Raw genomic sequence first — 26,695 nt, 5'->3', positions numbered from 1 at the left:
ATTAATAGATTTATATCTGTCGGCAGGGCTTGTCCTGGAATCTGATTACGTTAGGGATGGCACGGGCTTCGCCCGTGTTCGCGGGTAAACCCGCTCCTACGGGCGAGGGCGCAGAAATACATGTCAGCGAAGCGACTTCACATCACCGGCCGTGACCGCACTGCCCTGGTTACCCCAGCTGCTGCGAATGAAATTCACCACCTCGGCAACCTCCTGGTCACTCAGACGCCAGCCGAAAGCCGGCATGGTGAAGTTCGACGGCGCACTGTGCGTTGCCGGTACCGTGCCACCGGCGAGCACCACATGGATCAGCGACGTGGCATCCGCAGTCTGCACCACCGGGTTGCCGGCCAAGGCCGGGAATACGCGGGTGTAACCTTGCCCGTCGGTGCGGTGGCAGGCCGCGCAGTTGTCGATGTACACCGCCGCCCCAGGCTTGCTGTCGTCACCCTTCCATAGCGCATCCGCGACCCGCTTGTCGTACACATGCGGCTGGTCATCCGGATTACTCGGCGGCAGGGTTTTCAGGTAGCGGGCGATAGCGGTCAGGTCGGCATCACTCATGTGCTGCATGCTGTGCTCGACCACATCGCTCATGCCGCCGAACACGGCGCTGCGATCACTGCGCCCAGTCTTGAGAAACTGCACCAACTGCGCTTCGCTCCAGCTGCCCAGGCCGTCTTTGTGATCGCCACGCAGGTTCTTGGCAATCCAGCCTTCCAGCGGTGCGCTGCCGGCCAGAAACTGCTCGCCATCAGCAGCGCTCAGGGCCTTTTCCTGCATGGTCAGCGCCCGCGGTGTATGACAAGCGCCACAATGCCCAAGGCCCTCGACCAGGTACGCACCGCGGTTCACCACAGGGTCAGCTGTCGCCGATGCCTGCCAGGGCTTGGCCTCTGGTGCGAACAGGCCGCGCCAGATTGCCAGTGGCCAGCGCATGCTCAGCGGCCAGGGAATGTCAGAGGCCTTGTTCGCCTGCTCGACAGGCGCCACGCCCTTCATGAAATAGGCGTACAGCGCCTGCATGTCCTGCTCGCTGACCCGCGCATACGACGGGTATGGCATGGCCGGATAGAGCGTACTGCCGTCCTTGCCGATACCCCTGCGCACGGCCTGGTCGAAGTCTTCGAAGCTGTACTGGCCAATGCCACTGGCCGCCGGGGTGATGTTGGTGGAGTACACCGTGCCAATCGGCGTTTCCATCGGCAACCCACCGGCAAAGGGTTTGCCGTCTTTGGCGGTATGGCAGGCCACGCAGTCACCGGCGCGGGCCAGGTACTCGCCCAGGCGTACCTGCGCATCGTCATTCGCTACGGCCTGTGCAGCCGCGCCGGCACCCAGCACCAAGGTTGCGATCAACAGTGTCTTCATGCTCATCGCTCCTCAAGCCTGGACCAACGGACCGGGGTTTTTCAGGTACTGCTCACGGATGGCGCGAGCCGACCAGTACGTGAGTGCGGCCACCAGCCCGGTCGGGTTGTAACCCAGCCCCTGCGGGAACGCCGAAGCCCCCGGAACGAACACGTTGTGTACGTCCCAGCTTTGCAGGTAGCGGTTCAGTGCACTGGTCTTGGGGTCGGTGCCCATGATCGCCCCGCCGTTCAGGTGGGTGGTCTGGTAACTGGTAGTGTTGAAGTGGTCCTTGACCTGCTTGCCCAGCACAGCAATGGCCTTGGGGTTCATCGCCTGGGCGATCTTGCTCAGCTTGTCGACCATGAACTGGTTCATCTTGATGTCGTTTTCCTGCCAGTCGAACGTCATGCGCAGCAGCGGCTGACCGTAGGCATCGCGGTAGGTGGGGTCCAGGTCCAGGTAATTGCCACGGTAGGACTGATGGGCGCCGTGGGCGTCCATCGACACCTGGTGGGTGTAGTAGTCGGCCGTGGCTTTTTTCCAGGCACTGCCCCAGGCCGGTGTGCCCGGCGGGTTGGAGGTACCGGCAATCGGCCGGCTGCCGGCCTGGTTCACCCACATTGGCGAACCGCCGACGAAGCCGTGCGGGCCATGGTCGAAGTTGTCGGCGTTGAAATCGTCGATGGCAATGCCATTGCCACCTGCGCCGATGAAGTTGTTGGTGTAGGTGTCCTTGTCGAAGAACGCCTTGACTGTCCCCATGTTCTGATAGGCGAAGTTACGCCCGACCACACCCTCGTTCTTCACCGGATCGTAAGGTTTGCCAATGCCGGAAAGCAGCATCAGACGCACGTTGTTGAACTGGAAAGCCGCCAGAATCACCAGCTCTGCCGGCTGCTCCACCTCGCGCCCCTGGGCATCGATGTAGGTCACGCCGGTGGCCTTGCGCTTGCTGTCGTCCAGGTTCACCCGCAGTACATGGGCATTGGGCCGCAACTCGAAGTTGGGCACCTGGCGCAGCGCCGGCAGGATATTCACGTTGGGCGAGGCTTTGGAGTACATGTAACACACGTAGCCGCTGCAGAAACCGCAGAAGTTGCACGGCCCCATCTGCGCCCCGTAGGGGTTGGTGTATGGCCCCGAGGTGTTGGCCGACGGCAGGTTGTAAGGTTTGTAGCCCAGGCTGGTGGCAGCCTTTTCGAACAGCCTTGCCGATACAACGTTCTTCTGCGCAGGCAGCGGGAACGGGTTGGAACGGTCCGGCGCATAGGGGTTGCCGCCCTTCCCTTCACCGACCACCTGGCCTTTGACGGTCCAGGCCTGGCCTGAAGTGCCAAAGACCTTTTCGGCAAAGTCGAAATAGGGCTCCAGCTCTTCGTAACTGACGCCGAAGTCCTGGATGGTCATGCCTTCGGGAATGAACGTGCGCCCGTAGCGCTCTTCATAGTGGCTGCGCAGGCGCAACTCGACGGGGTCGACCCGGAAGTGCACACCCGACCAGTGCAGGCCCGCGCCCCCCACGCCCTTGCCCGGCAGGAATGCGCCCAGCTGGCGATTGGGCAATGCCACATCATTCACGCTATGGCGGACAGTGACGGTTTCTTTCGATACATCGACGAACAGCTTCTTGCGCACGCTGTAGGTCAGCTCATCAATCACCTGTGGGTAGCTGCCTTCGGGGTAGGTATCCTGCATCGGCCCCCGCTCCAGGGCTACCACGTGCAGCCCGGCCTCGGTCAGCTCTTTGGCCATGATCGCACCGGCCCAGCCGAAGCCGACGATCACCGCATCCACTTTGTTCAACACAGTCGCCATGCCTCAGGCCCTCTCACCACGGATCGATACAGCCGGGAACGGGTAAGGCTCATTGCGCTCGACCCAGTCCATGAAGTCGGCGCGGGCGCCGGGGAAGCCGATCTGGGTCCAGCCGACCATGCCTTTGTTGCCGCCATGAATCGGGTCGCAGAAGAACCCTTCACGCGTGTTTTGCACCAGCAGGCTGAAGAACACCTTGGCCGGAACGGTGTCGAAAACCAGCTCTCCTGCCTCCAACTTGCTGAGAATGCGGTCCCGGGTAGCGCTATCTTGCGCAGCAAAAACCTGTCCGCTATTGGCCTTGCACCAGCCGTCCACGGCAGCGATGCCCAGGCGGTAGATTTGTTGCGGGCTGAGCTGCAGCTGGTAGCCCAGCTCGGGCGCGGCGTCGGCGTTGAACGGCCCTTGCATGTACCACTGTGCGCCAGTCGCGTACGGGGTGTTCATTTGCCGGTCGATAAATTCGGCAGCGCCAGCTTCGAGTGCCCCTGGGCCAAGCTCATCGGCCGGGATGATGCGCGACACGGCGGCTTGTACAAAAGCCCATTCTTCGGCGCTGAAGAATGTCGGTTGATAATTACCCGCAGGCGGCGTGGCCGGCACTTTCGGTTGCTGATGCGGTTGCGGGGCCGCAAGCAGCTGGCTGGCGCCCACGCCAAGCCCCGTGCTGGCCACTGTAACGACAGGGATCAGGGTCAAGGTCTTGCGCAGAAAATCCCTGCGCGGGTTGTCTGGGGCATGCTCAGGCATTGCGAATCCTCATCGGCTGTGGGGGTGGCCTTGATAAGCGCCATCTGATTTTCAATTGAGAGGTGATCTTGATAGGCCACCAAGAAGACAGCCGAATAATCTAGCGCGTTCAGACATGTTTTGAAACCGGTTTCATTTCTGCCTTCTTACCTGGCTTGACCTCCACTGCACGCCTAACGGCCAAGGCTTTTTCCATACCAGCCTCACCCTCTGCCTGCGCCATGCCGAACGCTGCGACCGCTCCAGTGATGCCTGCCTGAAGGCCACACCCTCGTGCTGGTCAGCCACAGTGGCTGCATGGAACAACTGGAGCAGGCGCTCAAAGCGCCTTCTAGCGCAACAGCGAACAGCTATGCCAGCGCCCTGTTCATTACGCGTGGCAACGATGGCAAGACGAAGGTGCTCGGCCAGATGGCGGCCAATGAATGGCACACACTCATTGATGCCAAGGAACTCTGAGCATTCCCTCCCGCGCCACCTTCTACCGCAACAACCTGCTGCTGCCGCTATTGCTGGCCGCCATTGTGTTCATGGCCTTCGACCTCACAGACTTCGATCGCTGGATCAGCAACCTGCTGCTTGACCCGGCCACTGGCCAGTTCCCGCTGCTGCACAACCCGTTATTCGAGAGAATCACCCACAAATGGCCACGCATCCTGCCGGACTGGACCGGTGAACTGGCCGTCATAGGCAGTTTGCTGTCGTTCATCTGGCCGCGCTTGGCCAACCGCCTCCAATTGGGCCTTGCCCAGGCGCTGGAAAAGGTCCGTATTGCACCGGTACTGCGCTTTGCCACCCAACACCGACGCGACCTGTTGTTCGTGGTGGTAGCGTTCGCACTGAGCACCACCGTGATTCACTACCTGAAAAGCCATACCAGCGTGTATTGCCCTGTGGAAACCACGTTGTATGGCGGTTCGCAGCCCCGGGTCGAATGGTTCGAAAACTTCTCTTTATGGAGCAAGCCCGGCGATGGCCGTTGCTGGCCGGGTGGCCATGCATCCAGCGGGTTTACGCTGCTGGCGCTGTATTTCGCTCAGAACTCGGCTCTGCATCGAATACCGGGTTGAAATTACCGGCCCCCAATCCCCAACCTTGGGGGAACGCTGCCCACCGCCAGCCGCTGGCATAAAGCCCTACTGAAAATCTGAACCCCCTGCCCCACAAGGCCTGCACAGCATTTTTCAGGGTTTGGCACAGGTCTTGCCGATCTCCTCCCAGACGCCCCAAGTCCATGGGCCCGTTTGCAGGAGGAATTGACTCATGCACCGACCGATACCCCACCCGCTGGCAGTGGCGATTTTCGCCGGCATGCTCCAGCTTCCCGCGCAAGCCGCCTTGAACGCTGTCGATCCAGGCGCTTACGTCCCAGCCAATGGCGGCTTCCCCGCCTGGTACCAGGACAGCCACGGTCGTACCCTCGACCTGTGCCTGACCAAGGCGGTCAGCTCCCGGGTCGCCGGCGCGCCCGGCGCACCTTCATACATGTGCACGCTGCTGCCCACGCCTGGTGTGTTCGACGATACCCAACCCATCGTCTTCCCCACCAACTTCCCTGACGAAGCGTTCTGGTTCACTGCTGACGCTGCCATCGTCGACGCCGCCAGTGGCATCGACCTCAGCTACGGTACCGCGATCGAAGCGGCATTCGCCGCCGAAGAACCTGTCGAGGGTGACCAGGTCAGCTTCGCCCGGGTCCGTATCCGGGTCGACGTACCCACCGCGGGCACCTACGTGGTCACCCACCCCTATGGTGTTGAAGTGTTCGATGTGCCCGTTGCAGGGCGCCGGGCGATCAACATGACCCGCGACATCGGCATCGCCGGCGCAGGCGACTTCACCGGCGCACTCAAGGGCGATGTCGGGCCGTTCCTGCGCAGTGTCAACGGCCCCTACACCGAAGGCAACGAGCGCTTCATCGGTGACCCGAACCTGGAAGAACGGGTGACGGGCAGCCCATTCAACACAAACTACGTACGCATCGAAGGCCCTGGTGGCATCGACCTGCGCACCGAGCTCTTCGCTGTCTCGGGCAAGCTTTCCGAAGTGGCCCTGCCCACCCCGCTGATGCCACAACGCAGCACTTACTCACGCCATACCGAGAACGGCGACCTGATCGCCCAGCAAGACATCTTCGTGTTGGCCCCGCCGCCACCGGCAAGCGTCACCCTGACCAGCCAGACCCCCAACCTGAGCCTCACCGAGGCCAACGGCACCGGCGCCTGGTACGCCCAGTCAGCCCTCAACCCGGCGGCCGGAACCATCGTGACACTGTCCGCTGACAACAGCGTGGCAATCCCGACCAGCAGCCTGACCACCAGCAACGTTCCCCTGACCGACCTGGTCACCATCACGCAAGCCCAGTACCGCCTGTCCACCGGCGAGCTGACCCTGGTGGCCAGCACCAGTGACGAAACAACACCTCCAGTACTTACCGCACATACCGGCAACGGCACACTGATCGGCAACCTGGGCGGTACCGGCGCCGTGAAGACGTTGAGCATGACCCTCTCGCCCATTCCGCCGGCCAAGGTGCAGGTCACCAGCGCCAACGGTGGTAGCGACACCGAAGACGTGGTGCTGGTGCCATGAACAGACAAAGGCTCAGCCTTCAAGGAGGCAGCATGAACACTTGGTCGCGCCGTGCGCTGTTGGCCGCCGGTTTCTCTCTTACCGTAACCAGCGCCGCGTTCGCCGCGCTGTCTGATGTCGATCCGGGGCCCTACACTTTCGCCACAGGTGGCTATCCGATGTGGTACAAGGACAGCCTCGACCAATCCCTGGAGCTGTGCCAGTCGCGTGCCACCAGCACCCGTGCGCCAGGCGCACCAGGGGCGCCCGCCTACATGTGCACCTTGTTGCCCGAGCCCGGGATCTATGACGATGCCCTGCCGCTGGTATTTCCAGATAACTGGCCACCCGAGATGTTCTGGTTCCTGGCCGAAACCTCGATACCACAAGTGGGTAACAGCGGATATGAACTGGAGGTCTACGTTGCCGGTATAGAGGCAGCCTTCGCTGCTGAAAACCCGGTAGACGGTGATCAGCAAAGTTTCGCCCGCATCCGTATCCGCGCATCGGTCCCACGCACCGGTACCTACACCATCACGCACCCTTACGGGGTGGAGACGGTCAACGTCACCACGGCAGGTCGTCGCGCAATCAACATCACCCGGGACATCGGTATCGGTGCTCCGGGCAACTTCCAGGGGGCGCTGGGGGGAGCGATCGGCCCTTGGCTGAAGGGGGTTGGCGGGCCATATACCGAGGTCAATCCTGACACGGGCACCACCGAAACCTACATCGGCGACCCCAATATCACCGAAGCGGTCACGGGTAGCCCCTTCAATACCAACTTCGTGCGCATCGAAGGGCCCGCGGGCGCCATTCAAACCAACACGTTCACCGTGTCTGGCAAGGTGCTGGACCAGCGAGCACAAACCCCGGTCACCCTGGAGCGCGCCACCTATTCGCGCAACGGCAGCGGCACCCGCGTGGAAGTGTTCGCCAAGGCCCCGAGTGAGGCCAGCTTGTGCATGCGCAATGGCCTGGCACTGATCGGCACGCCGCCTTCGCCTTGTCAGTTCACCCTGACTTCGGACAACAACGGGTTGTTCTTCAGCCAGCAGTTCAACCAGTCGGTGCCGCCAGCGGTGGTGGTTGTCACCGCCAGCAACGCAGTCGGCGGCACCCAGCCGACTGCGCTCTCGAGCAAGCTCAGCGACGTGGTCAAAGTCAGCACCGCACGCTATGACTGGGCCAACAAACGTCTGTTGATCGAGGCCAGCTCCAGCGACGAAATAACGGTCCCCGACCTGCTCGCCCAAGGCTACGGCCGCATGTCGAAATCGGGCACACTGCAAAGCATCACGGTCAACGATTTGGCTCAACCGCCCGCTACCGTTACGGTCAAGTCTGCCCATGGCGGTAGTGATGTGGAGCCGGTGATCGTGGTCGGCAGCGCCCCGGTCGAGGCCGCTAACCAGCCACCGCTGGCCCAGGCCGATGTCGGCAGCACCAGTGTCGGTGTACCGATCACACTCAACCTGTTGCTGAACGACAGCGACCCGGATGGCGACGTGCCGCTGACCATCAGCGACCTGACCCAACCCGGGACCGGCCTTGGCGGCGTCGTGCTGAACGGCACCACCTCGGTTACCTACACACCGCCGACCGGGGCCACACAACCGCTGGTAGCCAACTTCAGCTACCGGGCGGTGGATGCCAAGGGCCTGAAGTCGGAACCGGCCACGGTCACCATCAACGTCGCACCTAACCAGGCACCGACTGCCAACCCGGAAACCGTCGCCACCTTGGGCGTGCCATTGACCATCAACGTGCTGGCCAACGACACCGATCCAGAAGGCAACGTACCGCTGAGTGTGGCCAACATCACCCAGCCGGCCGCCGGCCGTGGCACGGTCAGCACCGACGGCACAACCGTGACCTATACCCCACCGGCCACTGTAACCACAGCCTTCACCACCACCTTCACCTACCAGGCACGTGACTCGCTGGGGGGGCTGTCCACCCCAAGTACGGTCACCGTCAACGTGTCGCCTCGGCCTGCCGCTGAAACCTTCGCCGTCACGACAGCCACGGTCACGGCGCGCTCCAACAACCGTTACAACTGGGACATCAGTGGCACCTCGTCGGTGACCACCGGCAATACCGTAACCGTGCAGGTAACCACTACCACGGGCGTCCAGACCTTGGGGACGGCCACGGTAGCGCTGACCGGCCGCTGGCGCCTGGTGGTAAGCAATAGCACCACGATCATCCCGACTGCTGCACCGACGGCGACGATCACCACCAGCCAAGGCACCACGCGCACCGTCAACGTAGTCGTGCAGTAAAAGCCGGAGGCTTCGATGAAACGGCTGTACTCCCTGTTGCTCTGCCTGGCCCTGGTGGGCCAGGCCTGCTGGGCAGAGGACCTGATGGACAATGCCGACCTTGCACCCGGCAACGACCTCGGTGAACCAGTGATCATCCGCCTGCTGCCGGCCGGTGCCGGCCAGGCTGCGGTGATCGAGCAGCAAGGGTCAGGCAACCGCGCCGCCCTCGACCAGAACGGACAGGCCCTGCTGGGCCGTATCGTCCAGTCCGGCGGTGCCCAGGAAGCGTACATCTTGCAGGAAGGCAGTGACCTGATGGCCATCATCAGCCAACAGGGAAATGGCAACAGTGCGTCGATTCGCCAGAGCGGCAGCAGCAACAACGCCGCCATCGAGCAGATCGGCAACGACAACAGCGCCAGCATCGTGCAGTCCGGCTCAGGGCTCAACAGCTCCGTGACCCAGGCTGGCAATGGCCAGCATGTTCAGATCACCCAATACCGATAGACCTGGAGGCACCACCATGTACAAGCTCGCTCCGTTAAGTGCCGCTATCGTCCTGGCCCTCGCAGGTCAGGCCATGGCTGCTGACAGCACCTCGTCCCAGACCCAGGACGGCAAGGAAAACATCGCCGAGGTCTCTCAGACCCAGGCATCCTTCGCCTCGGCCACCCAGAACCAGACTGGCAAGGGCCACAACCACCTCGCCGTGCAGGCCGAAAGCACCAGCGATATACACCAGAGTGCCACCGGCCAGTACAACGCTGGCTACGCTGAGCAACTGTTCGAGAACGGCAGCCAGATCACCCAGCAGGCGGGAGGCAGCTACAACGATGCCTTCGCCAGCCAGTCGATAGGGTCGAATAACGAATCGCTGCAAACCCAACAAGGCGTCGGCAATAAATCCACCGTGTGGCAGGACAGCCAGGAAGGCAGCAAAGCCACCAGCTTGCAATCCGGCCAGCGCAACGAGGCGTTCATCGAACAGACCTTCGGTGGCAGCAACAATCGCAGCACCGTCAACCAGGCCGGCCAGGACAACTACGCCACCGCCGAGCACCTGAACCAGGTCGATGGCGATATCCAGGTCTATCAGGATGGCCACGGCAACTGGGCCTATGGCGACCAGCGCGAAGGCACAGGTGGCACCATTGCCATTGGCCAGTACGGGGGCGGCAACTCCGTGGAAGTGTGGCAGGACACACAGATCGGTAGCCAGGCCTCCGTGGTCCAGACCGGCCAGTCGAACGAAGGCTATATCGACCAGAGCTTCGGCGTCAGCAACAAGGTCAGCCTGTCGCAGCAAGGCAATGCCAACGCCAGTTGGTCGGACCAGTTCGAGACCAACAACTCGACCACCACCATTACCCAGACCGGCAACAACAACCTGCATTTCACCTATCAGAATGGTGAGAACCTCAACCTGACCATCAACACCCAAGGCAATGGCAACAGCATCACCGCCAGTAACTGGAAAGGCGCCAAGATGGGTGGCCAGTTCGGCACCAACCAGAACGCCACCATCAACCAGACGGGCAATGGCAACGGCGTCAATCTGACCCAGAAGGGCGCTGACCAGCAGGCCACGCTGAGCCAGACGGGTACAGGCAACCAGATGTCGACCAAGCAGGATGACGTCAGCAACGAGCTGTACTTCGAACAAAACGGCACTGACAACATTCTGATCGCCGACCAGCGTGGTACCGACAACTATGCCTACGGCAGCAGCCAGGGCACCGGCAACACCATCACGCTCGACCAGTCCGGCTATAGCAACCAGAGCTACACCAACCAACTCTACGGAAGCGGAAACGAAGCCACCATCAAACAGACCGACAGCATCAACGTCGCCTACGTGACCCAGGGGGGCCAAAGCAACAAGGCGTTCGTCGACCAGAGTGGTGTCGCCCAATCCGCCACCATCACCCAGCTGGGCAGCGCGAACCTGGCCACTGTGACCCAGCAGTAAGCCGCTCCCCCTTGAACCGCGGTGCTTCTCTCCCTGGTGCCGCGGTTCCTTTTTCTGTTATCCCGCCCTCTGCCATCATTCGATCCGGCCGGCGTGTGCAATCCCCTGACGTGTATCTGTCGGGTACAATGGCAAACCGCTCGAAGATGTGCAGCAGCATGATCCAGTCCGACCTCGACCTGTTCGGCACCCAGCCGCAACGCCTGGCCAGCCACACCGTGCTGCTGCCCGGCTTCGCCCTGGCCGAAACCGAGGCGCTGCTCGATGCCCTGCGTCCGGTGCTGCGTGCTGCGCCGTTCCGGCACATGTACACCCCTGGAGGTCTGCGCATGGCAGTGGCCCTGACCAACTGCGGTACGCTGGGGTGGGTGAGTGATCAACATGGCTACCGCTACAGCCCCACCGACCCACTCAGTGGCCAGCCCTGGCCCGCCCTGCCCCCGGTTTTGCTCGCCTTGGCCTCCCGCGCTGCAGCCATGGCCGGGTTTGACGGTTTCGTGCCGGATGCCTGCCTGGTCAACCATTACCTGCCGGGCACACGCCTGAGTCTGCACCAGGACCGCGACGAGCAGGATTTCGGCCAGCCGATCGTGTCGGTGTCGCTGGGCTTGCCGGCGGTGTTCCTGTTCGGCGGCCTGCAGCGTGCCGACAAGGCTCAGCGCATTGCGCTGAGCCACGGCGATGTGCTGGTCTGGGGCGGCGAAGACCGCTTGCGCTTCCACGGCGTGCTACCGATCAAACCCGGTGTGCATCCGCGCCTGGGCGAACGGCGGATCAACCTGACCTTGCGCAAGGCGGGTGCCTGAACAGAGGCCGTCATCTGCCATCCAGCGCAAAACAAGATGAACGCACATGAAACACATTGAACATCTTGGCCAGGCAAGCTTCGAATGATAAGCCGCCTTTCTTTTGTCTGGAGCCTGCCATGCCCAACCCGCCTGGTTCTTCGAGCCGTTGCAACGGAGCCATGTACCGATGAAGATGCCTGGCCGCGCACCCAATGCTTCGCTGCAGCTCGATTACGTACGCGACACCCTGTTCGGCCCGGTGGCGCAACGAGTGGAATGCCAATGCCAACTCGCCGCCCTCAACCTGCAGGGTCGCCCAGGGCTGCGCCTGCACGTTTGCCCCCCACTGCCTGACAAGATCGACCGAGCTCACAGTGTGGCCTTCGTCTGGGATGGGCGGAGTTACCACGGCGTGGTTCGCGAGAAGGGAAAGTGCGGCGACGGTGGCCTGAACCTGCTGCTGGAACTGCAATAAGCCGATCAACGGCGGCCATCCAGGCTGAACTGGCTGACAGCCGCGTGTCTCCATAGCAAAAGGGCTCTTGCCTACCGGAGAACGCTATGAACAGTCCGTTATTCAAGCTCTTCACCCACCCCGCCGACGCCTGGCTGGACATCCGCCGGGCCGAGGAAGACAACCCACAGCAATACCTGCCACGCCTGCTAGCCTTGGCGCTGATACCCGCCGTGTGCCTCTTCGTCGGCACTACCACCTTCGGCTGGAGCTTGGCGGCCGAGGAGCGGGTACGCCTTAGCATCGGCAGCGCCGCGCAATTGGCAGGCCTGCTGTATACCACCACTGTGATAGGTGTGATGCTGATGGGAGTGATGATCCGCTGGATGTCACGAGGGTTCGATACACAGCCCAGTCTGAACCAGTGTATCGGTTTTGCCGCCTATTGCGCCACGCCGTGGTTCTTTGCCGGAGTGGTTGGTCTGATGCCAATTCGTTGGCTCGCCTTTGCCGCGCTAATGGCTGCCTCTGTGTATGCCAGCGTGTTGCTATATGGCGGGTTGCAGACTTTCATGCGGCTGAAGAAAGAGCAGGCGTTATTGTTTGCAACGTGCGTTTGGGGGGTAGGGTTGCTACTGCTGGTGACCATCCTTGTGGCAATGATCCTGTTCTGGTTCAACGGCCTGATGCCGGAATACGTACGCCCGGCCAGCCTGGACTGACCGGGGCACGACAGGCGCGTTCAGGCGATCGCCTTGAGCGGCGCCGGGTGGTTGTCACGCAGCGCATGCAGCTGGTCCACCAGGTTGACCAGATCACGGCAACTGTTGAGGTTTTGCAGCGCGACCCCGCTGAGCGTCACGCCCTGATCGAGATCCTGGCCCTGACCCAGGCGGATGGTCAGGTGGGCGCCGTCCGGGCAGCTGACTTCACAGCGGTCTGGCAAGCAGGCCTGCTCGATCAGTTGCCGCATCTCTAGTATCGAAACGCCTATCAACGACATGGTACGACCCTCTCTGTGGGATGGCCTGTTGTTTGGGAGTACGCCTTTGTCGGGCGGGGCGCCAATTGATATTGCGCATGCTCGGCCAGCTGTCCATGCGCCCGGGCAATGAGCTTGCGGGGGATCCTTTAGCACCTTAGTGGAAGATTCTCCGCGGGGGCCGAGTGTTCGACTGCATTAGCAGACTTGACGACGAGTGGTCTTGGTCAGCAACGCGTTGACCAATGTACAGCCGGGTCGCCGTGGGAGAAGACCTGCCAGCGACAGGGGCCGGAGCAGGCCAACAAATTAACAGGATCAGTGCGCGGCGCCTCCCCTCTCGTCCTGCATCTGTCCAAACCGCCCGGCATGAAAATCATCGAACGACTCGGCAATCTCTGCCTGGCTGTTCATCACGAACGGGCCGTAGCCGACGATCGGCTCATCGATTGGCTCACCGCTGAGCAGCAGCACACTTGCATCGTCCAGCGCCTCGACAGCTACGTCTACACCCTCCCGGTCGAGCAGCACCAGGCTCGACGGGCCTGCTTCGCGCTCGCTATTGATTCGAACGTTACCACGCATCACCACCAGCGCCGCATTGCGACCGGCAGCAACCGGCAACTGCAAGGCCGCGCCGGCGTTGAGCCGCAAATCCCACACGTCCATCGCGGTGAAGGTTCGAGCCGGCCCCTGGTGGCCGTGATAGTCACCGGCAATCACCCGCAAGCTCCCGGCATCACCGTCGAGCGCTACCACCGGAATGTCGCCGGCCAACAGCGTCTGGTAGCCGGCCGCTGCACGCTTGTGCCGCGCCGGCAGGTTCACCCACAGCTGGACCATTTCCAGCGTGCCGCCACTGCGTGCAAAGTCGGGGGAATGAAACTCTTCATGAATGATGCCGTTGGCCGCCGTCATCCACTGCACGTCACCTGGGCCGATCAAGCCGCCAGCACCGGTGGAGTCACGGTGCTCCAGTTCACCTTGGTAGACGATGGTCACGGTCTCGAAGCCGCGATGCGGATGCTGGCCTACACCGCGTCGTGCTTGGGTAGGGGCGAAATCATGCGGGCCAGCGTAATCCAGCAGCAGGAACGGGCTGATCCGGCTGGCCAGGTTGTCGTAGGTGAACAGGCTGCGCACCGGGAAACCATCACCCACCCAATGGGCGTGGGGGCTTCGGTGAATACCCAGAATCGTTTTCATGAGAAGGCTCCTCTCTTGGCTGAGATAACCTTATCAATGATGTTAATCACGCGGTAGATGGCTAAAATGGCATGCATCGTCCCACCTGCGGAACAGTCAACCCTGCAAGAAATCGAGCACTTGCTCGGCCGCCATGGCCGGGTCTTCCTGCATGAAACAGTGCCCACCGGGAACTTGCCGTGCGGTCACATTGCGGTTGAGCAGCGCCAGGCGATTCACCGAGTGTGGCACGAAGGGATAGGTGTCTTCTCCGTACAACACTCGTGTCGGCGTCCTGATTGCGGCCAGACTGGCCCACATGCGTTTAGGGAACGAACTGAAGATCTCCACTTCACGGCTGGGCCGGCACTTGAGCACTACGGCCTCGCCACACTCACCGATGGCATGCTCGACATAGGCCTGCAGTGCCGCATGGGTCCAGCCTTTGAAGATGCCGCGCCCTTCCAGCGAGGCCAACGCCGACTCGCGATCGGGCCAGTGGCTGCGGCGGCTGGCAGCCTTGCGAGCCAGGGCGTGGCGCTGATGCAGGCCGACCAGGGCTGCCGCCCCCATCACGCCGATCATGCGTCGGCTGAACAGTACCGGGTCGAGCAGCACGGCACGTGCGAACAGTTGCGGCTCACTGCCCAGGATCAGCCCCGTGAGCACGCCACCAAAGCTGTGCCCTGCGGCAAACCGCTGAACGTCGCCATACTCGCCACGTCCACCCTGAAAGGCCTCCACCGCCAAGGCAGCAGTGCGGTTCCAGCCGCGAAACACCCCGCCATGATCACTGTCCCCATGGCCCTGAACGTCGCAAAGCCACAGGTCGAAATGCTCGCCCAGGCGCATCAGCAACGGTTGGTAGGCCAGGCAACAGAAGCCGTTGCCATGCAGAAAGTGCAGCAGCGGTTTGCCACTGGCCGGAGTTCGCCAGCCACGCAGGGTGAAACCTTCGGCGCATTCGTGGGACCAGGGAATCAACTGCATCGGCTTACTGTACTCTCGGGGTCAGGAAAACGCTGATTCTACAAACAGCAGCGGGTACAGGGAAATCACCAGCAACAGGGCCATCACGACATTGAACAGCATCAGCCAGCGCGAATTTTGCAACAGGTTGCGCAGGGCGCTGCCGAACATCACCCATACCCCCACGCTGGGCAAGTTGACCAAAGCGAACAAGGCCGCAATGACGATCACGTTGGTTACATAGCCTTGCGCTGGCGTGTAGGTGGTAATCGCCCCCACCGCCATCACCCAAGCCTTGGGGTTGACCCACTGGAACGCCGCCGCACCCCAGAAGCCCAGCGGTTTGCGGGCACTGGACGCGGCCGTGCCGACCGGCCCGGAAGTGGCGATCTTCCAGGCCAGGTACAGCAGATAGGCGGCGCCAGCGTAGCGCAGCACCGTGTACAGTGGTGGCCAGGCCTTGAATACCTCCCCCAGCCCCAGGCCGACAGCCAGCACCATCATCATGAACCCGAAACTGATACCCAAGGCATGAGGAACCGAGCGGCGCACGCCGAAGTTCACCCCCGAGGCCAGCAACATGGTGTTGTTGGGGCCAGGCGTGATGGAAGATACGAAGGCAAACAGCACAAAAGCGGTCAGCAGGTCGGCAGAGGCAAGCATGGCGGGCATTCCACTTTCTTTATAGGTGCTGTCACACTACCGGAGTCGCCTCTCCCAGCGACCGTTACAGTTTGATTAAATTATGCAGATACAAATCACTGTATCGCCAATCCGGACCAAGGAAGCCGTCACCATGAGCCTCACCTTTCGCCCTGCCGTGCGTACCGATGCCGAGCAGATCCTCACCTTCATCACCGAACTCGCCGAGTACGAACGCGCCCGCCACGAGGTGGTCGCCACCCTTGCCGACATCGAGCACAGCCTGTTCGACGAAGGCAGCACTGTGCACGCCCTGATGTGCGAGCGTGATGGCCGTGCAATCGGCTTTGCCGTGTACTTCTACAGCTACTCGACCTGGCTCGGGCGCAATGGCATCTATCTGGAAGACCTGTACGTAACCCCCGAACAACGCGGCGATGGTGCCGGCCGGCAGTTGTTGCAGCACATTGCCCGCGAAGCGGTGGCGAACAACTGTGGGCGTCTGGAATGGAGTGTGCTGGACTGGAACGAGCCAGCGATCGGCTTCTACCAGAAGCTGGGGGCCGAGGCGCAGGATGAGTGGGTGCGCTACCGGCTGGATGGCGACAAGCTGGCGGCATTCGCCCGCGGGTGATCGCCCGGTTTCTGCACTTCTGCCTGCTGGAAGAAGACTGCAGGCCTGAGAGCCTGTCGTACCTGCTGTTCGACGGCCTCGCGCGCTGTATGACATTGACGCCAAGCCCGCCCCATGCTCTCCTTATGCCTCGCGTTCAGGTGCCCCTCAGGGGGTGAAACGGGAAACCGGTGCGTCCCAGGCCCTTCAGCAGGGCCGGACAATGCCGGTGCTGCCCCCGCAACGGTAAGCGAGTGAAGCGTCTGTACCACTGTGCCTCGTAGTACGGCATGGGAAGGTGACGCGTTCCAGGAGCCCAGCTCTTCCTCGCAAGCCCGGAGACCGGCCTGGCGTTCATGAACACCCCGCGGTGGGCGGGCGCTGTTGCATTCCCTTGGGCGACCACGTCCGGGGCTGCCGCGCTCGCCCATTGCCCACAAAAAGCAGAGGATCGCGTCATGCCCGTCACCAGCGCCAAACAACACAGCCTTGCTACCCCCGTTACGCTCAGCCAGCGTGTAACCATCGCCGTCGGTGCCAGCTTGTTGGGTCTGTGCCTGGTCTACTTTGCCGGGTTCTCGCACATCGAGGCCGTGCACAACGCCGCCCACGACACCCGTCACAGCGCCGCCTTCCCCTGCCACTGAGTACGCCTGATGATCACGCGCATTGCCCGTACTGCGGGCTTCAGCGGGCTCCTTGCAGCCCTGTTGCTGACCTTGCTGCAAAGCTTCTGGGTGGCTCCGCTGATTCTGGAGGCGGAAACCTACGAGTCCTCGGCCCCGGCCGCACACCACGAACACGTTGGCGAAGTCGCCGCTCATGAACACAGCGCCGAAGCCTGGTCGCCGGAAGACGGCTGGCAGCGCGTGCTGTCCACCACAGGCGGCAACCTGGTGGTCGCGGTCGGCTTCGCCCTGATCCTCGCCGCCCTGTACAGCCTTCGCGAGCCCAAACGCGCCGCCACCGGCGCACTGTGGGGGTTGGCTGGCTTCGCCGTTTTCTGCCTGGCCCCAACCCTGGGCTTGCCACCAGAACTGCCGGGTACGGCGGCCGCCGACCTGGGGCAACGCCAAACCTGGTGGGTCGGTACAGCCAGTGCCACAGCGCTGGGCCTGGCCTTGCTGGTGTTCGCCCGGCACTGGCTGCTGAAGGCGCTGGGCGCCGTGCTGCTGGTCATTCCTCATGTGATCGGTGCACCGCAACCCGAGGTGCACGAAAGCCTGGCCCCGGAAGCGTTGGAAACCCAGTTCAAGGTAGCCTCCTGGCTCACCAACGCCGCCTTCTGGCTGGCCTTGGGCCTGCTCAGCGCCTGGCTGTTCCGCCGTTCCAGCCAGGCTTGATGCCTGCCTTCTATGCCGGTTTTGGCTGCCGCCGGGGTTGCCCGGCGGATACCTTGCAACGCTTGCTGTGCCAGGCCCTGGACAAACAGGGCCTGGCATTGGCTGACCTGCGCGGCATCGCAAGCATCAGCCTGAAGGCAGACGAGCCCGGCTTGTTGCAACTGGCAGAGCACCTCGGTTTGCCGTTGGTGCTGTACTATGGCGCGCAACTGCAACCCTATGAACCACTGCTCAGCCACCGTTCCGCCGCTACCCACCGGCACAGTGGCTGCTGGGGCGTAGCCGAGAGCGCGGCACTGGCCCTGGCCAACCAGCGGCAGGGTACGGCCAGGCTGCTGCTGACGCGCCAGGTACTGGGCCCGGCGACGCTCGCCCTGGCCTGCTGAGCGTTTCGCCCCCTCATTCTTGCCAGGACTTTGCATGACCATCTACTTTATCGGTGCCGGCCCCGGCGACCCGGAGCTGATCACGGTCAAGGGCCAACGGCTGATTCGTCAGTGCCCGGTGATCATTTATGCCGGTTCACTGGTACCCGCCGCCGTGCTCGAAGGCCACCAGGCCGAAACCGTGATCAACAGCGCCGAACTGCACCTGGAACAGATCATCGCCGCCATGCGCAGCGCACACGAAAAAGGTCAGGATGTGGCCCGGGTGCACAGCGGCGACCCCAGCCTGTACGGCGCCATCGGTGAGCAGATTCGCCACCTGCAGGCGCTGGGCATCGATTACCAGATCATCCCCGGTGTTACCGCCACGGCAGCGAGCGCCGCCCTGCTCGGCTGCGAGCTGACCTTGCCTCAAGTGGCGCAGACGGTGATCCTTACTCGCTATGGTGACAGCTCGCCCATGCCGCCGGGTGAGCAGTTGGGCGACCTGGCGCGCCATGGCAGTACGCTGGCAATTCACCTAGGGGTCAAGCACCTGTCGCGCATTGTCGATGAGTTGATGCCGCACTACGGCGCGCACTGCCCTGTTGCGGTGGTGCATCGGGCCACCTGGCCAGACCAGGATTGGGTGCGCGGCAACCTCGGCGATATCGTCGAACGCGTAGCGGCCAAGGATTTCCGGCGCACGGCGCTGATCCTGGTAGGCCACGTGCTGGGTGACACACCGTTCGCTGAATCGGCGTTGTACCGTGCCGGGCATGCCCACCTCTACCGCCCTGGCGACTGAACATTGCCAGCCTTGCCTCGGGCGTAGCAGACTCCGGGTTCCCGCCTGCGAACAGGAGTCATGCCCATGCTGGAACTACGCCCCAACTGCGAGTGCTGTGATGCCGACCTGCCGGGTGACAGCCCCGACGTTATGATCTGCTCCTTCGAATGCACGTTCTGCCGTGCCTGTGCCGAAACCCGCTTCCAAGGCCGCTGCCCGAATTGTACCGGGCAGTTGGTAGCCCGCCCGACGCGGGTCGGGCAGGCATTGACCAACAACCCTGCCTCCACGCTGCGGATACACAAACCGCACGCTGCCTGCGCCTGAACAACTGCAAAGACCGGCATCACCGCTTTTTCAGGGTGATGTCTTTCCTGTTTCTTGTAGGACTTTTCAACAATATGCCCTGAGGATTTCAACACTTCTATACTCGGCATTACCAAATTTCGGGAATGGTCGTATCGTGCAGCGCTTCCGATAACCCCACTTACAGACGTATTCCTGAGTGTTCCAGGAAGCGGACCACATCCCTACAGGAGTTTTCCTCATGACAACCGTGCTGATCGTCGACGACCACCCTATTGTCCGGCTGTCGTTGCGCCTACTGCTCGAGCGCGAGCGCTTCCATGTCATCGGCGAGGTCGGCAATGGCAGTGAAGTGGCTCAGGTAGCCCGCGAACTGCGCCCGGACGTAGTCATTCTCGACATCGGCCTGCCCGGCCTGGACGGCATGGAAGTCATCAAGCGATTGCAGAGCCTTGAGCCGGTACCGAAGATCATGGTGCTGACCGGCCAGGCCACCGATCTGTATGTGCGTCGCTGCCTGGATGCCGGAATAGGCGCCTTCGTCACCAAGGAAGAGGACCACGAGGCCCTGCTGTTCGCCCTCAAGGCGCTGATCAAAGGTTATTCGACCTTTCCGCAAATGTCGGTCAACAGCAACTCGCTGGAGAGCGAGCCAGTGCGCCTGGCCAGTCTCTCCAACCGAGAAATGGAAGTGCTGCGGCGCCTCGCGCGCGGCGAGAACAACAAGAACATCGGCACTTGCATGAACCTCAGCGCCAAGACCATCAGCACCTACCGGGGCCGTATCATGGAAAAGCTCAAGACCGAGTCGCTGGTGGAAATGGTCGACCTGGCCAAGCGCAACAGCGTCTATTGAGCGCTCGGCTGCCATGAAACAGTTGCTGGCGAGCGTCCTTCTGGCTATCGGCCTGGCCAACTCCCCGGAACTGCAGGCCAGCAGTGAACCACGCCACCTGCTGGCGCGCTCGATCAGTGCCGCTGCCCCGCTGACGTTATCCGGCGATGATCGCCACTGGCTGAAACAACGCCAACGCCTGGTACTGGGCAGTGCGCGCCCCGACTACCCCCCGTTCGAAATCAACGTCAGCCAGCATGACTATGAGGGGCTGAGCGCAGACTACGCCGGCATCATCGGCGAACAGCTGGACATCCCCATTGAAGTACGTCGTTTTGACAGCCGTCACGAGGCCATCACTGCCCTGCGTGATGGCCGTATCGACTTGTTGGGTAGCTCCAACGCCTTCGAGGCGGCGGACGCCGAGCTAAGCCTCAGCACCCCCTATGCCGACGACCTGCCAGTGATCGTCACCCGTGAAGGGCGCAGCTTGAAAAGTACGCCCGAGCTCGCCGGCCTGCGCCTGGCGATGGTCGATCACTACCTGCCGGCCGTCAGCGTTCGCACACTGTACCCCAAGGCGCAACTGAGCCTGTACCGCTCGACCCTGGCCGGGCTCGCTGCCGTGGCGCTGGGCGAGGCAGACGCCTATCTGGGCGATGCCATCAGCACTGACTACATGATCGGCAAAAGCTTTCAGGGCACGTTGAAAATCGACCATTTCTCTCAATTGGCCCCAGAGGCTTTTGCCTTCGCCATCGCCAGCGACAACCCGCGCCTGCATCGGCTGGTGGACAAGGCGCTGTCACGCATAAGCGAAAGTGAACGCCTGAACATTCTGCGCCGCTGGAGCAGTGGTAACACCAGCCTGCTGCTGCAGCGCCACCTCACAGCCTTGAGCGAAGAAGAAGAATCCTGGATCACCGCCCACCCCACTATCAGCGTACTGGTCAATACCTCGTTGGCACCGTTGACGTTCAACGATGCCCAGCACCGCCCTAGCGGTATCACCCTGGACCTGCTCAAGCAGATCTCGCTGCGCACGGGGCTGCAGTTCAAACCCGTCGAGAGTGCTTCATCGCAGGCCATGATCGACCGCCTGGTGCGGGGCGAGGCACAGATGATCGGGGCGCTGGGCTATGGTGCCGACCGCTTGAAGCAACTGCGCTATACCCGCCCCTACCTGGTCAGCCCGCGCGTGCTTGTTACCCGCAACGACGGTGAATCACCTGCACAGGCCAAGGCTCTGGATGGCAAGCGCATCGCCTTGGTGCGCGGCTCACCGCAGCAGGCCGTTTTGCAACAGCGGTACCCGCAGGCCGAGATAGTCGAAGTTGACAATCCCCTGGGCCAGATGGAGGCCGTGGCCAACGGTGTTGCCGACGCGGCCCTGAGCAGCCATATCAATGCTGCCTATTACATCAGCCATGTGTTCAAGGACCGTTTGCGCATCGCCAACATGCTCGACGACGCCCCGGCCATTGCCGCCTTTGCCGTAGCCGCCGACCAGCCCCAACTGCAGGCCATTCTCGACAAGGCGCTGCTGAGCATTCCACCTGAAGAACTGGACCAGTTGATCAACCGCTGGCGCACCAGCACACTGGTGAGCGACAGTCCCTGGCGCGACTACCGCACCCTGGCTTTGCAGGTGCTGGTGCTGTCGGCCCTGCTGCTGGCCGGGGTGGTGTTCTGGAACAGCTACCTGCGCAAGCTGATCAACCAGCGAACCGAGGCACAGCACGCGCTGCAGGCACAGCTCGCGCTGAGCCGCGGGCTGCTGGAACAGTTACGCCAGGCCAAGGACGATGCCGAACAGGCCAGCCAGACCAAAAGCACCTTCCTGGCCACCATGAGCCATGAGATCCGCACCCCGATGAATGCCGTGATCGGTCTGCTGGAACTGGCCCTGGAAGATAGCCGCAGCGGCCGCAGCGACGCCCAGACCTTGCAGACCGCGCATGATTCGGCCATTGGCCTGCTTGAGCTGATTGGCGATATTCTCGACATTTCCCGCATCGAATCCGGGCACATCAGCCTGCAGCCAGTGCCTACCAATCTGGTCGAACTGGTTCGCGCCACGCTGCGGGTGTTCGAAGGCAATGCCCGGGCCAAAGGGTTGCATCTACACGGCGAGCTGCCCGCAGAGCCGGTATGGGTGCTGGCTGATCCACTGCGACTCAAGCAAATTCTGTCCAACCTGATCAGCAACGCCATCAAGTTCACCGACCGTGGTGAAGTGCAGGCATGCCTGCTGCTGCCCAAAGTTGCCGGCCACGGCATTCTGGCTATCGAGCTGGATGTGCGCGACACCGGCATCGGCATCAGCCCCGCCGACCAGGCCAGGCTGTTCAGTGCCTTCGTTCAGGTCGATGGCCCAAGGGCACGTCAAGGGGCAGGCCTGGGGTTGGTCATCAGCCGTACCCTGGCCGAACTGATGGGCGGCGCCCTGAGCCTTCAGAGCGTCGAGGGCGTTGGCACCCGGGTACAAGTCAGCCTGCGGTTACCCGTCTGCGAAGCACCGGCACAAGCGGACCCACAACTCACCACACATGAAAGTAACAGCGGCCCGCTCAATATCTTGGTGGTCGACGACTACCCGGCCAACCTGCTTTTGCTGGAACGGCAACTGCAAACCCTGGGGCACCATGTGACACTGGCGGAGAATGGCGAGATCGCCCTTGCACGCTGGCAGGAAGCGCGCTTCGACCTGGTGATCACCGATTGCAGCATGCCGGTCATGGACGGGCATGAGCTCACCCGGCGCATTCGCAGCCTGGAGGGCGAGCGCGGCCTGCCAGCAGGCCGTATTCTTGGCGTGACCGCCAACGCCCAGGCCGAGGAGCGTACTCGCTGCCTGGCCAGCGGCATGGACGAATGCCTGTTCAAGCCGATTGGTCTGCGCACGCTCAAGATCCATCTGCCCCAGGTGCGCCCTCAGCAGCCGTCGCCGGAGCCTTTCCATAGTGGGTTCGACCTGGCCGAACTGCGTCACCTGACCCAGGACGACGAACAGTTGACGCGGCATTTGCTGGAGCAATTGTCGATAAGCGTCGGTGAAGACCTGGCCGCCCTGCGTGCCTTGGCAACAGACGCCCCTGATGAAACCGTGCGCGCCCTTGCCCATCGCATCAAGGGTGGCGCCAAAATGATCAGGGTGCGCACTGTGGTCAAAGACTGTGAAGCTATCGAACACGCCCACGCAAAAGGGCTGCCGACCGTCGAACAACGCGCGCAACTGCAACTGAGCCTGCAGGCACTGCTTGACGAGATGCGCGAGGCGCTCAATGCAATTGCAGCGTCGAAGTTATCTGGCTGATGGCGTCCACGACGTGCCGTGAGCCTTGCTGGATTTCCATGATCACCGTTCCCGCCTCATTGGCCAGCGCCACGCCGTGACCGGTGCGGTTGAGGCTCGATTGCATGCTGGCCACTGCCAATAGCGACAGGTCGTGGTTCTGCCGCACCACATCGACGATTTCCAGGGTGGCCTTGCTGGTTCGCGCGGCCAGGTTGCGCACCTCATCGGCCACCACGGCAAAGCCGCGCCCGTGCTCGCCGGCACGCGCTGCCTCGATGGCTGCATTAAGGGCCAACAGGTTGGTCTGGTCGGCGATGCCCCGAATGGTCAGCACAATCTGCCCGATCACATCCGACTGCTTGTTTACCGCGTCGATGCTGCGCGCAGCGTCGTTAAGCTCCTGGGAAATCTGCTCGATTACCTGCACCGCCTGCTGCACCACTTCGGTACCCTTGCGCGCGCAGGCATCGGTCTGCACCGAGCTGGCATGGGCGGCATGGGCAGCGCTTTGCTGGGTGCAGACCTGATGGGTGATGTCGCTGGCAAACTTGACCACTTTGCACAGGCGGCCCTTGCTGTCGAAGATCGGGTTGTAGGAGGCTTCCAGAAAAACGGTCTGGCCTTGCTTGTTGACGCGTTCGAAGCGGTGCGAGTGGTATTCGCCACGGTTCAGCGAAGCCCAGAACTCTCGGTACTGGGCCGATTCGCGTTCATGCGCCAGGCAGAACAGCCCGTGGTGGCGGCCAACCACTTCATCGAGGCGGTAGCCCATGGTGTCGAGAAAATTCCGGTTGGCCTTGATCACCCGGCCTTGGGGGGTGAACTCGATCACCGCCATGGAGCGGCTGATGGCCTTGAGCAGGCTTTCGCTCTCGTGCTCCAGCACCACCCGCTGGGTGATGTCCGACGCCACCTTGATTACGCTGGTGACTTGCCGATGCTCGTCCAGCACGGGCATGTAGCTGGCTTCCAGCCAGACCTCGCGCCCCGCCTTGTCGATACGCTCGAACGTACCGCTGATAGCCTTGCCCTGCCCCAACTCGCGCCACAGTTGCTGGTACTCGGCGCTTTTTGCATAGTCCGGCTCACAGAACAACCGGTGGTGCTCGCCACGCAGCTCGTCGGCGCTGTAGCCCATGGCCTGGCAGAAGCGCTCGTTGGCGTCGAGAATAGTACCGTCAGGGGCGAACTCGATCATCGCCATGGAACGGCCGATTGCGGACAGTTTGGCTTGCGCATTGGCCAACGCCTGGCGGCTGCGCTGGATTTCTGCCAAATCAGACTTGCGGTGGAAATCGAACATGACGCGGGGCTCCCTATGCGCGGTTTTCTGAGCATAGATCGCCGTTGGCAAGTCGTGGCATCTACAGCGCCTGTCTTGAACCAGCGCGCCCCCGTAGGAGCGGGTTCACCCGCGAACACCGGCACAGCCGGTGCCATGCCCCGCAACGCACGCTTCGCAGGTAAACCCGCTACACCTTCGTTTTCGGCCAATCATTCCTGTGGGATTCGCGCGAGAAGGCCTTGGCGGGCACTCTCAGGTGCTCTCCCGCACCATCAGCTCAAAGCCCAGATCCTGCTGCGCATTCGTCACCCGCTTGCCATCCAGCAACGCCAGCAGCGCCTGTGCTGCGCCCCGACCCACCGCAGCCCGCGGTGTGCGAATGGAGGTCAGCCGCGGGACCATATGCGCCGACGCAGGCAAATCGTTGAAGCCGACCATCGCCACCTGGCGTGGCACCTCCACCCCTTGACGCAAGGCCTGCAGCACCGCGCCCTGGGCCAGGTCGTCGTTACAGAAGAAGATGCCGTCGACATCCGGCGCCTGCTGCATCAGTTGACTGAACAGCGCGCTGCCCAGGGCAATCGACGATGGCTCCGGGGCCAACACCTCCAGCTCGGCGGCCTGCAAACCGGCCTCTGCCAATGCCTGACGGAAACCCTCGGCACGCTGCATCACCCTCGGGTCCAGCTGCGCGGCAATGAATGCAAGGCGCTTGCGCCCGCGCTCGATCAGGTGCCGTGCAGCAGCACGCCCGGCCTGATGCTGCGAGAAGCCGACCGACAAAGCCCCTGGCTCGCCATTGAGCTCCATCATGTGCACACACGGCACGCCGCTGGCAGCCAGCATCTGCCGGGCAGCATCGCTACGCTCAAAGCCGGTCAGCAAAATGCCGCAGGGCTGATAGGCCAGGTAATTGCGGATCAGGTTCTCTTCTTCGGCAAGGTCGTAGTGATAGTTGCCGATCAGCACCTCTAGCCCACGAGGGCGCATGACCTCGTGAATGGCCTCCAGGGTGTCGATGAACAGTTGGTTGGACAACGACGGGATCAACACCACCACCGACTGGCTGCGTGCCGACGCCAGCGCCCGGGCCGCCGGGTTGGCCACATAACCAAGGTTCGCCGCTGCGGCGATGACCTTTTCCACCAGGTCAGGCGCAACGGTGCTGACCCCGCGCAAGGCACGCGAAGCGGTGATCGGGGAAACCCCGGAAAGTCTGGCAACTTCAGCCAGGGTGGGACGACCTGTAGTTCGGGAGCCGGTGCGGGACATGAATGTTGTAATTTTACTACTTGCAAGGAGAGGGAACGGCCACTAAGGTAGCGCTGTCTCAGGATGCAGGCAATGTAATCTTTGGTAGCAGCCACCACGCGCTCGCCACCAGGCGTCCATACTGCGTAAGGACAAGACCAATAACACCGGGGAGGTGGCTGTTCGTCATCGGCGAGACAGCGCTATCTCACCCGCAGGAGGTACTGATGAATTCTCCCCTGTCCGCCATTGTAGTGATGGGCGTGGCCGGTTGTGGCAAAAGCTGCATCGGCGCCGCCATCGCTGCCAGAAGCGGCGGCCGCCTGATTGAAGGCGACGCTTTCCACCCTGCCGAAAACATCCGCAAGATGAGCGCTGGCATCCCGCTGGACGATAGCGACCGTGCCGGTTGGCTGGTACGCCTTGGTGAAGAGTTGCAAACCACCACCCAGGCCGGGGAACGCCCGATCCTGACCTGCTCGGCACTCAAGCGCCGCTACCGCGACACCCTGCGCGAGGCCATGCCCGGGCTGGTGTTCGTGTTCCTCGAACTGTCGCCTGCCGAGGCCGAAAAACGCGTACTGGCTCGCCCAGGGCACTTCATGCCGGCCAGCCTCATCGACAGCCAGTTCGCTGCCCTGGAATCGCCACGCGGCGAACCCCTTACGCTTGTACTGGACGCCACCCAACCGATCGAAGCACTGGCCGAAGCGGTGGACCTCTGGCTAAAGCGCTGCGGTGAGCCGGGCCTGGCACAAACCGCCTGACCTCGGCGGCTTTTTTCCGTCTCACCAAAGACAGCGCTACCCCGACCCGTAAACACGGGCGAATTCTCCAAAAAGCTACGCCCAAAACAACGATAAG

General features: G+C 62.4%; 26 protein-coding genes, 1 pseudogene and 1 riboswitch. Of the genes and pseudogenes, 18 read left to right on the top strand and 9 right to left on the bottom strand.

Annotated elements, in window-relative coordinates; all coding sequences use genetic code 11:
* Positions 1 to 123 precede the first annotated feature (123 nt).
* The 3 genes from QYE47_RS22345 to QYE47_RS22335 are packed head-to-tail and all read right to left on the bottom strand — an operon-like array spanning position 124 to position 3,918.
* A complete protein-coding gene (locus QYE47_RS22345; RefSeq protein WP_014590857.1) occupies positions 124 to 1,371 on the bottom strand; it encodes a cytochrome c in 1,248 nt (415 codons plus the stop codon).
* A gap of 12 nt (positions 1,372 to 1,383) precedes the next feature.
* Positions 1,384 to 3,168 carry a GMC family oxidoreductase gene (locus QYE47_RS22340; RefSeq protein ID WP_041166960.1) on the bottom strand — a complete coding sequence of 595 codons (1,785 nt, stop codon included), beginning with the start codon at positions 3,166 to 3,168 and terminating at the stop codon, positions 1,384 to 1,386.
* 3 nt (positions 3,169 to 3,171) lie between these two features.
* A complete protein-coding gene (locus tag QYE47_RS22335) occupies positions 3,172 to 3,918 on the bottom strand; it encodes a gluconate 2-dehydrogenase subunit 3 family protein (protein ID WP_014590855.1) in 747 nt (248 codons plus the stop codon).
* Positions 3,919 to 4,215: 297 nt separating this feature from the next.
* On the opposite strand from QYE47_RS22335, the gene QYE47_RS22330 reads away from it, so the two are divergent.
* The 9 genes and pseudogenes from QYE47_RS22330 to QYE47_RS22290 all read left to right on the top strand — a co-directional run bounded on the left by QYE47_RS22330 (position 4,216) and on the right by QYE47_RS22290 (position 12,689).
* A complete protein-coding gene (locus tag QYE47_RS22330; RefSeq protein ID WP_237141822.1) occupies positions 4,216 to 4,377 on the top strand; it encodes a hypothetical protein in 162 nt (53 codons plus the stop codon).
* Positions 4,378 to 4,379: 2 nt separating this feature from the next.
* Positions 4,380 to 4,952: pseudogene (locus tag QYE47_RS22325) on the top strand (PAP2 family protein); the annotation flags it as partial.
* Between the two features lie 229 nt (positions 4,953 to 5,181).
* The gene (locus QYE47_RS22320; protein WP_014590852.1) at positions 5,182 to 6,510 is read left to right on the top strand and encodes a hypothetical protein; all 1,329 of its coding nucleotides are present in this window, start codon (positions 5,182 to 5,184) and stop codon (positions 6,508 to 6,510) included.
* Between the two features lie 32 nt (positions 6,511 to 6,542).
* On the top strand, positions 6,543 to 8,774 hold the full coding sequence (locus QYE47_RS22315; RefSeq protein ID WP_014590851.1) for an Ig-like domain-containing protein: 2,232 nt from the start codon (positions 6,543 to 6,545) through the stop codon (positions 8,772 to 8,774).
* 15 nt (positions 8,775 to 8,789) lie between these two features.
* Positions 8,790 to 9,263 (top strand): curlin, encoded by a 474-nt coding sequence (locus QYE47_RS22310; RefSeq protein ID WP_014590850.1) that lies wholly within the window; start codon positions 8,790 to 8,792, stop codon positions 9,261 to 9,263.
* 16 nt (positions 9,264 to 9,279) lie between these two features.
* Positions 9,280 to 10,725, top strand: a complete 1,446-nt coding sequence (locus QYE47_RS22305; protein WP_014590849.1) for a curlin — start codon at positions 9,280 to 9,282, stop codon at positions 10,723 to 10,725.
* Positions 10,726 to 10,871: 146 nt separating this feature from the next.
* The gene (alkB, locus tag QYE47_RS22300; protein ID WP_019437533.1) at positions 10,872 to 11,531 is read left to right on the top strand and encodes a DNA oxidative demethylase AlkB; all 660 of its coding nucleotides are present in this window, start codon (positions 10,872 to 10,874) and stop codon (positions 11,529 to 11,531) included.
* A gap of 169 nt (positions 11,532 to 11,700) precedes the next feature.
* Positions 11,701 to 11,988 carry a hypothetical protein gene (locus QYE47_RS22295; protein ID WP_003253801.1) on the top strand — a complete coding sequence of 96 codons (288 nt, stop codon included), beginning with the start codon at positions 11,701 to 11,703 and terminating at the stop codon, positions 11,986 to 11,988.
* Between the two features lie 86 nt (positions 11,989 to 12,074).
* Positions 12,075 to 12,689 (top strand): Yip1 family protein, encoded by a 615-nt coding sequence (locus QYE47_RS22290; RefSeq protein ID WP_014590847.1) that lies wholly within the window; start codon positions 12,075 to 12,077, stop codon positions 12,687 to 12,689.
* A 20-nt stretch (positions 12,690 to 12,709) separates the two neighbouring features.
* On the opposite strand, the gene QYE47_RS22285 is transcribed toward QYE47_RS22290, so the two are convergent.
* From QYE47_RS22285 to QYE47_RS22270, 4 genes are all read right to left on the bottom strand, one after another.
* A complete protein-coding gene (locus QYE47_RS22285) occupies positions 12,710 to 12,970 on the bottom strand; it encodes a DUF1652 domain-containing protein (protein ID WP_012052201.1) in 261 nt (86 codons plus the stop codon).
* A gap of 297 nt (positions 12,971 to 13,267) precedes the next feature.
* Positions 13,268 to 14,155, bottom strand: coding sequence for a pirin family protein (locus QYE47_RS22280; protein WP_014590845.1), 888 nt, complete (start codon positions 14,153 to 14,155; stop codon positions 13,268 to 13,270).
* A 96-nt stretch (positions 14,156 to 14,251) separates the two neighbouring features.
* Positions 14,252 to 15,124: an alpha/beta hydrolase gene (locus tag QYE47_RS22275; protein WP_014590844.1), complete on the bottom strand. Its 873-nt coding sequence runs from the start codon at positions 15,122 to 15,124 to the stop codon at positions 14,252 to 14,254.
* Positions 15,125 to 15,145: 21 nt separating this feature from the next.
* Positions 15,146 to 15,775 carry a LysE family translocator gene (locus tag QYE47_RS22270; protein ID WP_012052198.1) on the bottom strand — a complete coding sequence of 210 codons (630 nt, stop codon included), beginning with the start codon at positions 15,773 to 15,775 and terminating at the stop codon, positions 15,146 to 15,148.
* A 124-nt stretch (positions 15,776 to 15,899) separates the two neighbouring features.
* Here QYE47_RS22270 and QYE47_RS22265 point away from each other — a divergent pair, with 124 nt between their 5' ends.
* The 8 genes from QYE47_RS22265 (at position 15,900) to QYE47_RS22230 (ending at position 23,313) form a co-directional block, all read left to right on the top strand.
* Complete coding sequence (locus tag QYE47_RS22265; RefSeq protein ID WP_014590843.1) at positions 15,900 to 16,379, top strand: GNAT family N-acetyltransferase; 480 nt, start codon at positions 15,900 to 15,902, stop codon at positions 16,377 to 16,379.
* Between the two features lie 121 nt (positions 16,380 to 16,500).
* Positions 16,501 to 16,724, top strand: a riboswitch (cobalamin riboswitch).
* Between the two features lie 92 nt (positions 16,725 to 16,816).
* Positions 16,817 to 17,005 (top strand): CbtB domain-containing protein, encoded by a 189-nt coding sequence (locus tag QYE47_RS22260; RefSeq protein WP_014590842.1) that lies wholly within the window; start codon positions 16,817 to 16,819, stop codon positions 17,003 to 17,005.
* Positions 17,006 to 17,014: 9 nt separating this feature from the next.
* Positions 17,015 to 17,701, top strand: coding sequence for a CbtA family protein (locus QYE47_RS22255; protein WP_014590841.1), 687 nt, complete (start codon positions 17,015 to 17,017; stop codon positions 17,699 to 17,701).
* Positions 17,701 to 18,087 carry a cobalamin biosynthesis protein gene (locus QYE47_RS22250; protein ID WP_014590840.1) on the top strand — a complete coding sequence of 129 codons (387 nt, stop codon included), beginning with the start codon at positions 17,701 to 17,703 and terminating at the stop codon, positions 18,085 to 18,087. Before QYE47_RS22255 ends, QYE47_RS22250 begins: the two co-directional genes overlap by 1 nt.
* 34 nt (positions 18,088 to 18,121) lie before the next feature.
* Positions 18,122 to 18,874: a precorrin-4 C(11)-methyltransferase gene (gene cobM, locus QYE47_RS22245; RefSeq protein WP_014590839.1), complete on the top strand. Its 753-nt coding sequence runs from the start codon at positions 18,122 to 18,124 to the stop codon at positions 18,872 to 18,874.
* 66 nt (positions 18,875 to 18,940) lie between these two features.
* Positions 18,941 to 19,183 (top strand): DUF1272 domain-containing protein, encoded by a 243-nt coding sequence (locus tag QYE47_RS22240; RefSeq protein WP_019437528.1) that lies wholly within the window; start codon positions 18,941 to 18,943, stop codon positions 19,181 to 19,183.
* 220 nt (positions 19,184 to 19,403) lie between these two features.
* Entirely contained in the window at positions 19,404 to 20,018 is a 615-nt protein-coding gene (locus tag QYE47_RS22235; RefSeq protein WP_014590838.1) for a response regulator transcription factor, read from the top strand.
* A gap of 13 nt (positions 20,019 to 20,031) precedes the next feature.
* Positions 20,032 to 23,313 (top strand): transporter substrate-binding domain-containing protein, encoded by a 3,282-nt coding sequence (locus tag QYE47_RS22230; protein WP_014590837.1) that lies wholly within the window; start codon positions 20,032 to 20,034, stop codon positions 23,311 to 23,313.
* Here QYE47_RS22230 and QYE47_RS22225 read toward each other — a convergent pair.
* Both QYE47_RS22225 and QYE47_RS22220 read right to left on the bottom strand, forming a co-directional pair.
* Positions 23,279 to 24,598, bottom strand: a complete 1,320-nt coding sequence (locus QYE47_RS22225) for a PAS domain-containing methyl-accepting chemotaxis protein (protein WP_014590836.1) — start codon at positions 24,596 to 24,598, stop codon at positions 23,279 to 23,281. The genes QYE47_RS22230 and QYE47_RS22225 overlap by 35 nt on opposite strands.
* Positions 24,599 to 24,832: 234 nt before the next feature.
* Positions 24,833 to 25,852, bottom strand: a complete 1,020-nt coding sequence (locus QYE47_RS22220) for a LacI family DNA-binding transcriptional regulator (protein ID WP_014590835.1) — start codon at positions 25,850 to 25,852, stop codon at positions 24,833 to 24,835.
* A 206-nt stretch (positions 25,853 to 26,058) separates the two neighbouring features.
* On the opposite strand from QYE47_RS22220, the gene QYE47_RS22215 reads away from it, so the two are divergent.
* Positions 26,059 to 26,598 carry a gluconokinase gene (locus QYE47_RS22215; RefSeq protein ID WP_014590834.1) on the top strand — a complete coding sequence of 180 codons (540 nt, stop codon included), beginning with the start codon at positions 26,059 to 26,061 and terminating at the stop codon, positions 26,596 to 26,598.
* The last annotated feature ends 97 nt before the right edge of the window (positions 26,599 to 26,695 follow it).

Source organism: Pseudomonas sp. 2,4-D, assembly GCF_030418155.1.
In the GTDB taxonomy this organism is placed as follows: Bacteria; Pseudomonadota; Gammaproteobacteria; order Pseudomonadales; family Pseudomonadaceae; genus Aquipseudomonas; species Aquipseudomonas alloputida.
This window is presented reverse-complemented; position numbering and strand designations above follow the sequence as displayed.

What these genes read in the sequence shown, in the direction of transcription:
- QYE47_RS22285 (WP_012052201.1), bottom strand. Translation starts at nt 12,970, where the DNA reads ATGTCGTTGATAGGCGTTTCGATACTAGAGATGCGGCAACTGATCGAG.
- QYE47_RS22255 (WP_014590841.1), top strand. Translation starts at nt 17,015, where the DNA reads ATGATCACGCGCATTGCCCGTACTGCGGGCTTCAGCGGGCTCCTTGCA.
- QYE47_RS22335 (WP_014590855.1), bottom strand. Translation starts at nt 3,918, where the DNA reads ATGCCTGAGCATGCCCCAGACAACCCGCGCAGGGATTTTCTGCGCAAG.
- QYE47_RS22295 (WP_003253801.1), top strand. Translation starts at nt 11,701, where the DNA reads ATGAAGATGCCTGGCCGCGCACCCAATGCTTCGCTGCAGCTCGATTAC.
- QYE47_RS22275 (WP_014590844.1), bottom strand. Translation starts at nt 15,124, where the DNA reads ATGCAGTTGATTCCCTGGTCCCACGAATGCGCCGAAGGTTTCACCCTG.
- QYE47_RS22310 (WP_014590850.1), top strand. Translation starts at nt 8,790, where the DNA reads ATGAAACGGCTGTACTCCCTGTTGCTCTGCCTGGCCCTGGTGGGCCAG.
- QYE47_RS22340 (WP_041166960.1), bottom strand. Translation starts at nt 3,168, where the DNA reads ATGGCGACTGTGTTGAACAAAGTGGATGCGGTGATCGTCGGCTTCGGC.
- QYE47_RS22315 (WP_014590851.1), top strand. Translation starts at nt 6,543, where the DNA reads ATGAACACTTGGTCGCGCCGTGCGCTGTTGGCCGCCGGTTTCTCTCTT.
- QYE47_RS22330 (WP_237141822.1), top strand. Translation starts at nt 4,216, where the DNA reads ATGGAACAACTGGAGCAGGCGCTCAAAGCGCCTTCTAGCGCAACAGCG.
- QYE47_RS22220 (WP_014590835.1), bottom strand. Translation starts at nt 25,852, where the DNA reads ATGTCCCGCACCGGCTCCCGAACTACAGGTCGTCCCACCCTGGCTGAA.
- QYE47_RS22265 (WP_014590843.1), top strand. Translation starts at nt 15,900, where the DNA reads ATGAGCCTCACCTTTCGCCCTGCCGTGCGTACCGATGCCGAGCAGATC.
- QYE47_RS22345 (WP_014590857.1), bottom strand. Translation starts at nt 1,371, where the DNA reads ATGAAGACACTGTTGATCGCAACCTTGGTGCTGGGTGCCGGCGCGGCT.
- QYE47_RS22215 (WP_014590834.1), top strand. Translation starts at nt 26,059, where the DNA reads ATGAATTCTCCCCTGTCCGCCATTGTAGTGATGGGCGTGGCCGGTTGT.
- QYE47_RS22230 (WP_014590837.1), top strand. Translation starts at nt 20,032, where the DNA reads ATGAAACAGTTGCTGGCGAGCGTCCTTCTGGCTATCGGCCTGGCCAAC.
- cobM (WP_014590839.1), top strand. Translation starts at nt 18,122, where the DNA reads ATGACCATCTACTTTATCGGTGCCGGCCCCGGCGACCCGGAGCTGATC.
- QYE47_RS22240 (WP_019437528.1), top strand. Translation starts at nt 18,941, where the DNA reads ATGCTGGAACTACGCCCCAACTGCGAGTGCTGTGATGCCGACCTGCCG.
- QYE47_RS22250 (WP_014590840.1), top strand. Translation starts at nt 17,701, where the DNA reads ATGCCTGCCTTCTATGCCGGTTTTGGCTGCCGCCGGGGTTGCCCGGCG.
- QYE47_RS22305 (WP_014590849.1), top strand. Translation starts at nt 9,280, where the DNA reads ATGTACAAGCTCGCTCCGTTAAGTGCCGCTATCGTCCTGGCCCTCGCA.
- alkB (WP_019437533.1), top strand. Translation starts at nt 10,872, where the DNA reads ATGTGCAGCAGCATGATCCAGTCCGACCTCGACCTGTTCGGCACCCAG.
- QYE47_RS22320 (WP_014590852.1), top strand. Translation starts at nt 5,182, where the DNA reads ATGCACCGACCGATACCCCACCCGCTGGCAGTGGCGATTTTCGCCGGC.
- QYE47_RS22270 (WP_012052198.1), bottom strand. Translation starts at nt 15,775, where the DNA reads ATGCCCGCCATGCTTGCCTCTGCCGACCTGCTGACCGCTTTTGTGCTG.
- QYE47_RS22290 (WP_014590847.1), top strand. Translation starts at nt 12,075, where the DNA reads ATGAACAGTCCGTTATTCAAGCTCTTCACCCACCCCGCCGACGCCTGG.
- QYE47_RS22235 (WP_014590838.1), top strand. Translation starts at nt 19,404, where the DNA reads ATGACAACCGTGCTGATCGTCGACGACCACCCTATTGTCCGGCTGTCG.
- QYE47_RS22260 (WP_014590842.1), top strand. Translation starts at nt 16,817, where the DNA reads ATGCCCGTCACCAGCGCCAAACAACACAGCCTTGCTACCCCCGTTACG.
- QYE47_RS22225 (WP_014590836.1), bottom strand. Translation starts at nt 24,598, where the DNA reads ATGTTCGATTTCCACCGCAAGTCTGATTTGGCAGAAATCCAGCGCAGC.
- QYE47_RS22280 (WP_014590845.1), bottom strand. Translation starts at nt 14,155, where the DNA reads ATGAAAACGATTCTGGGTATTCACCGAAGCCCCCACGCCCATTGGGTG.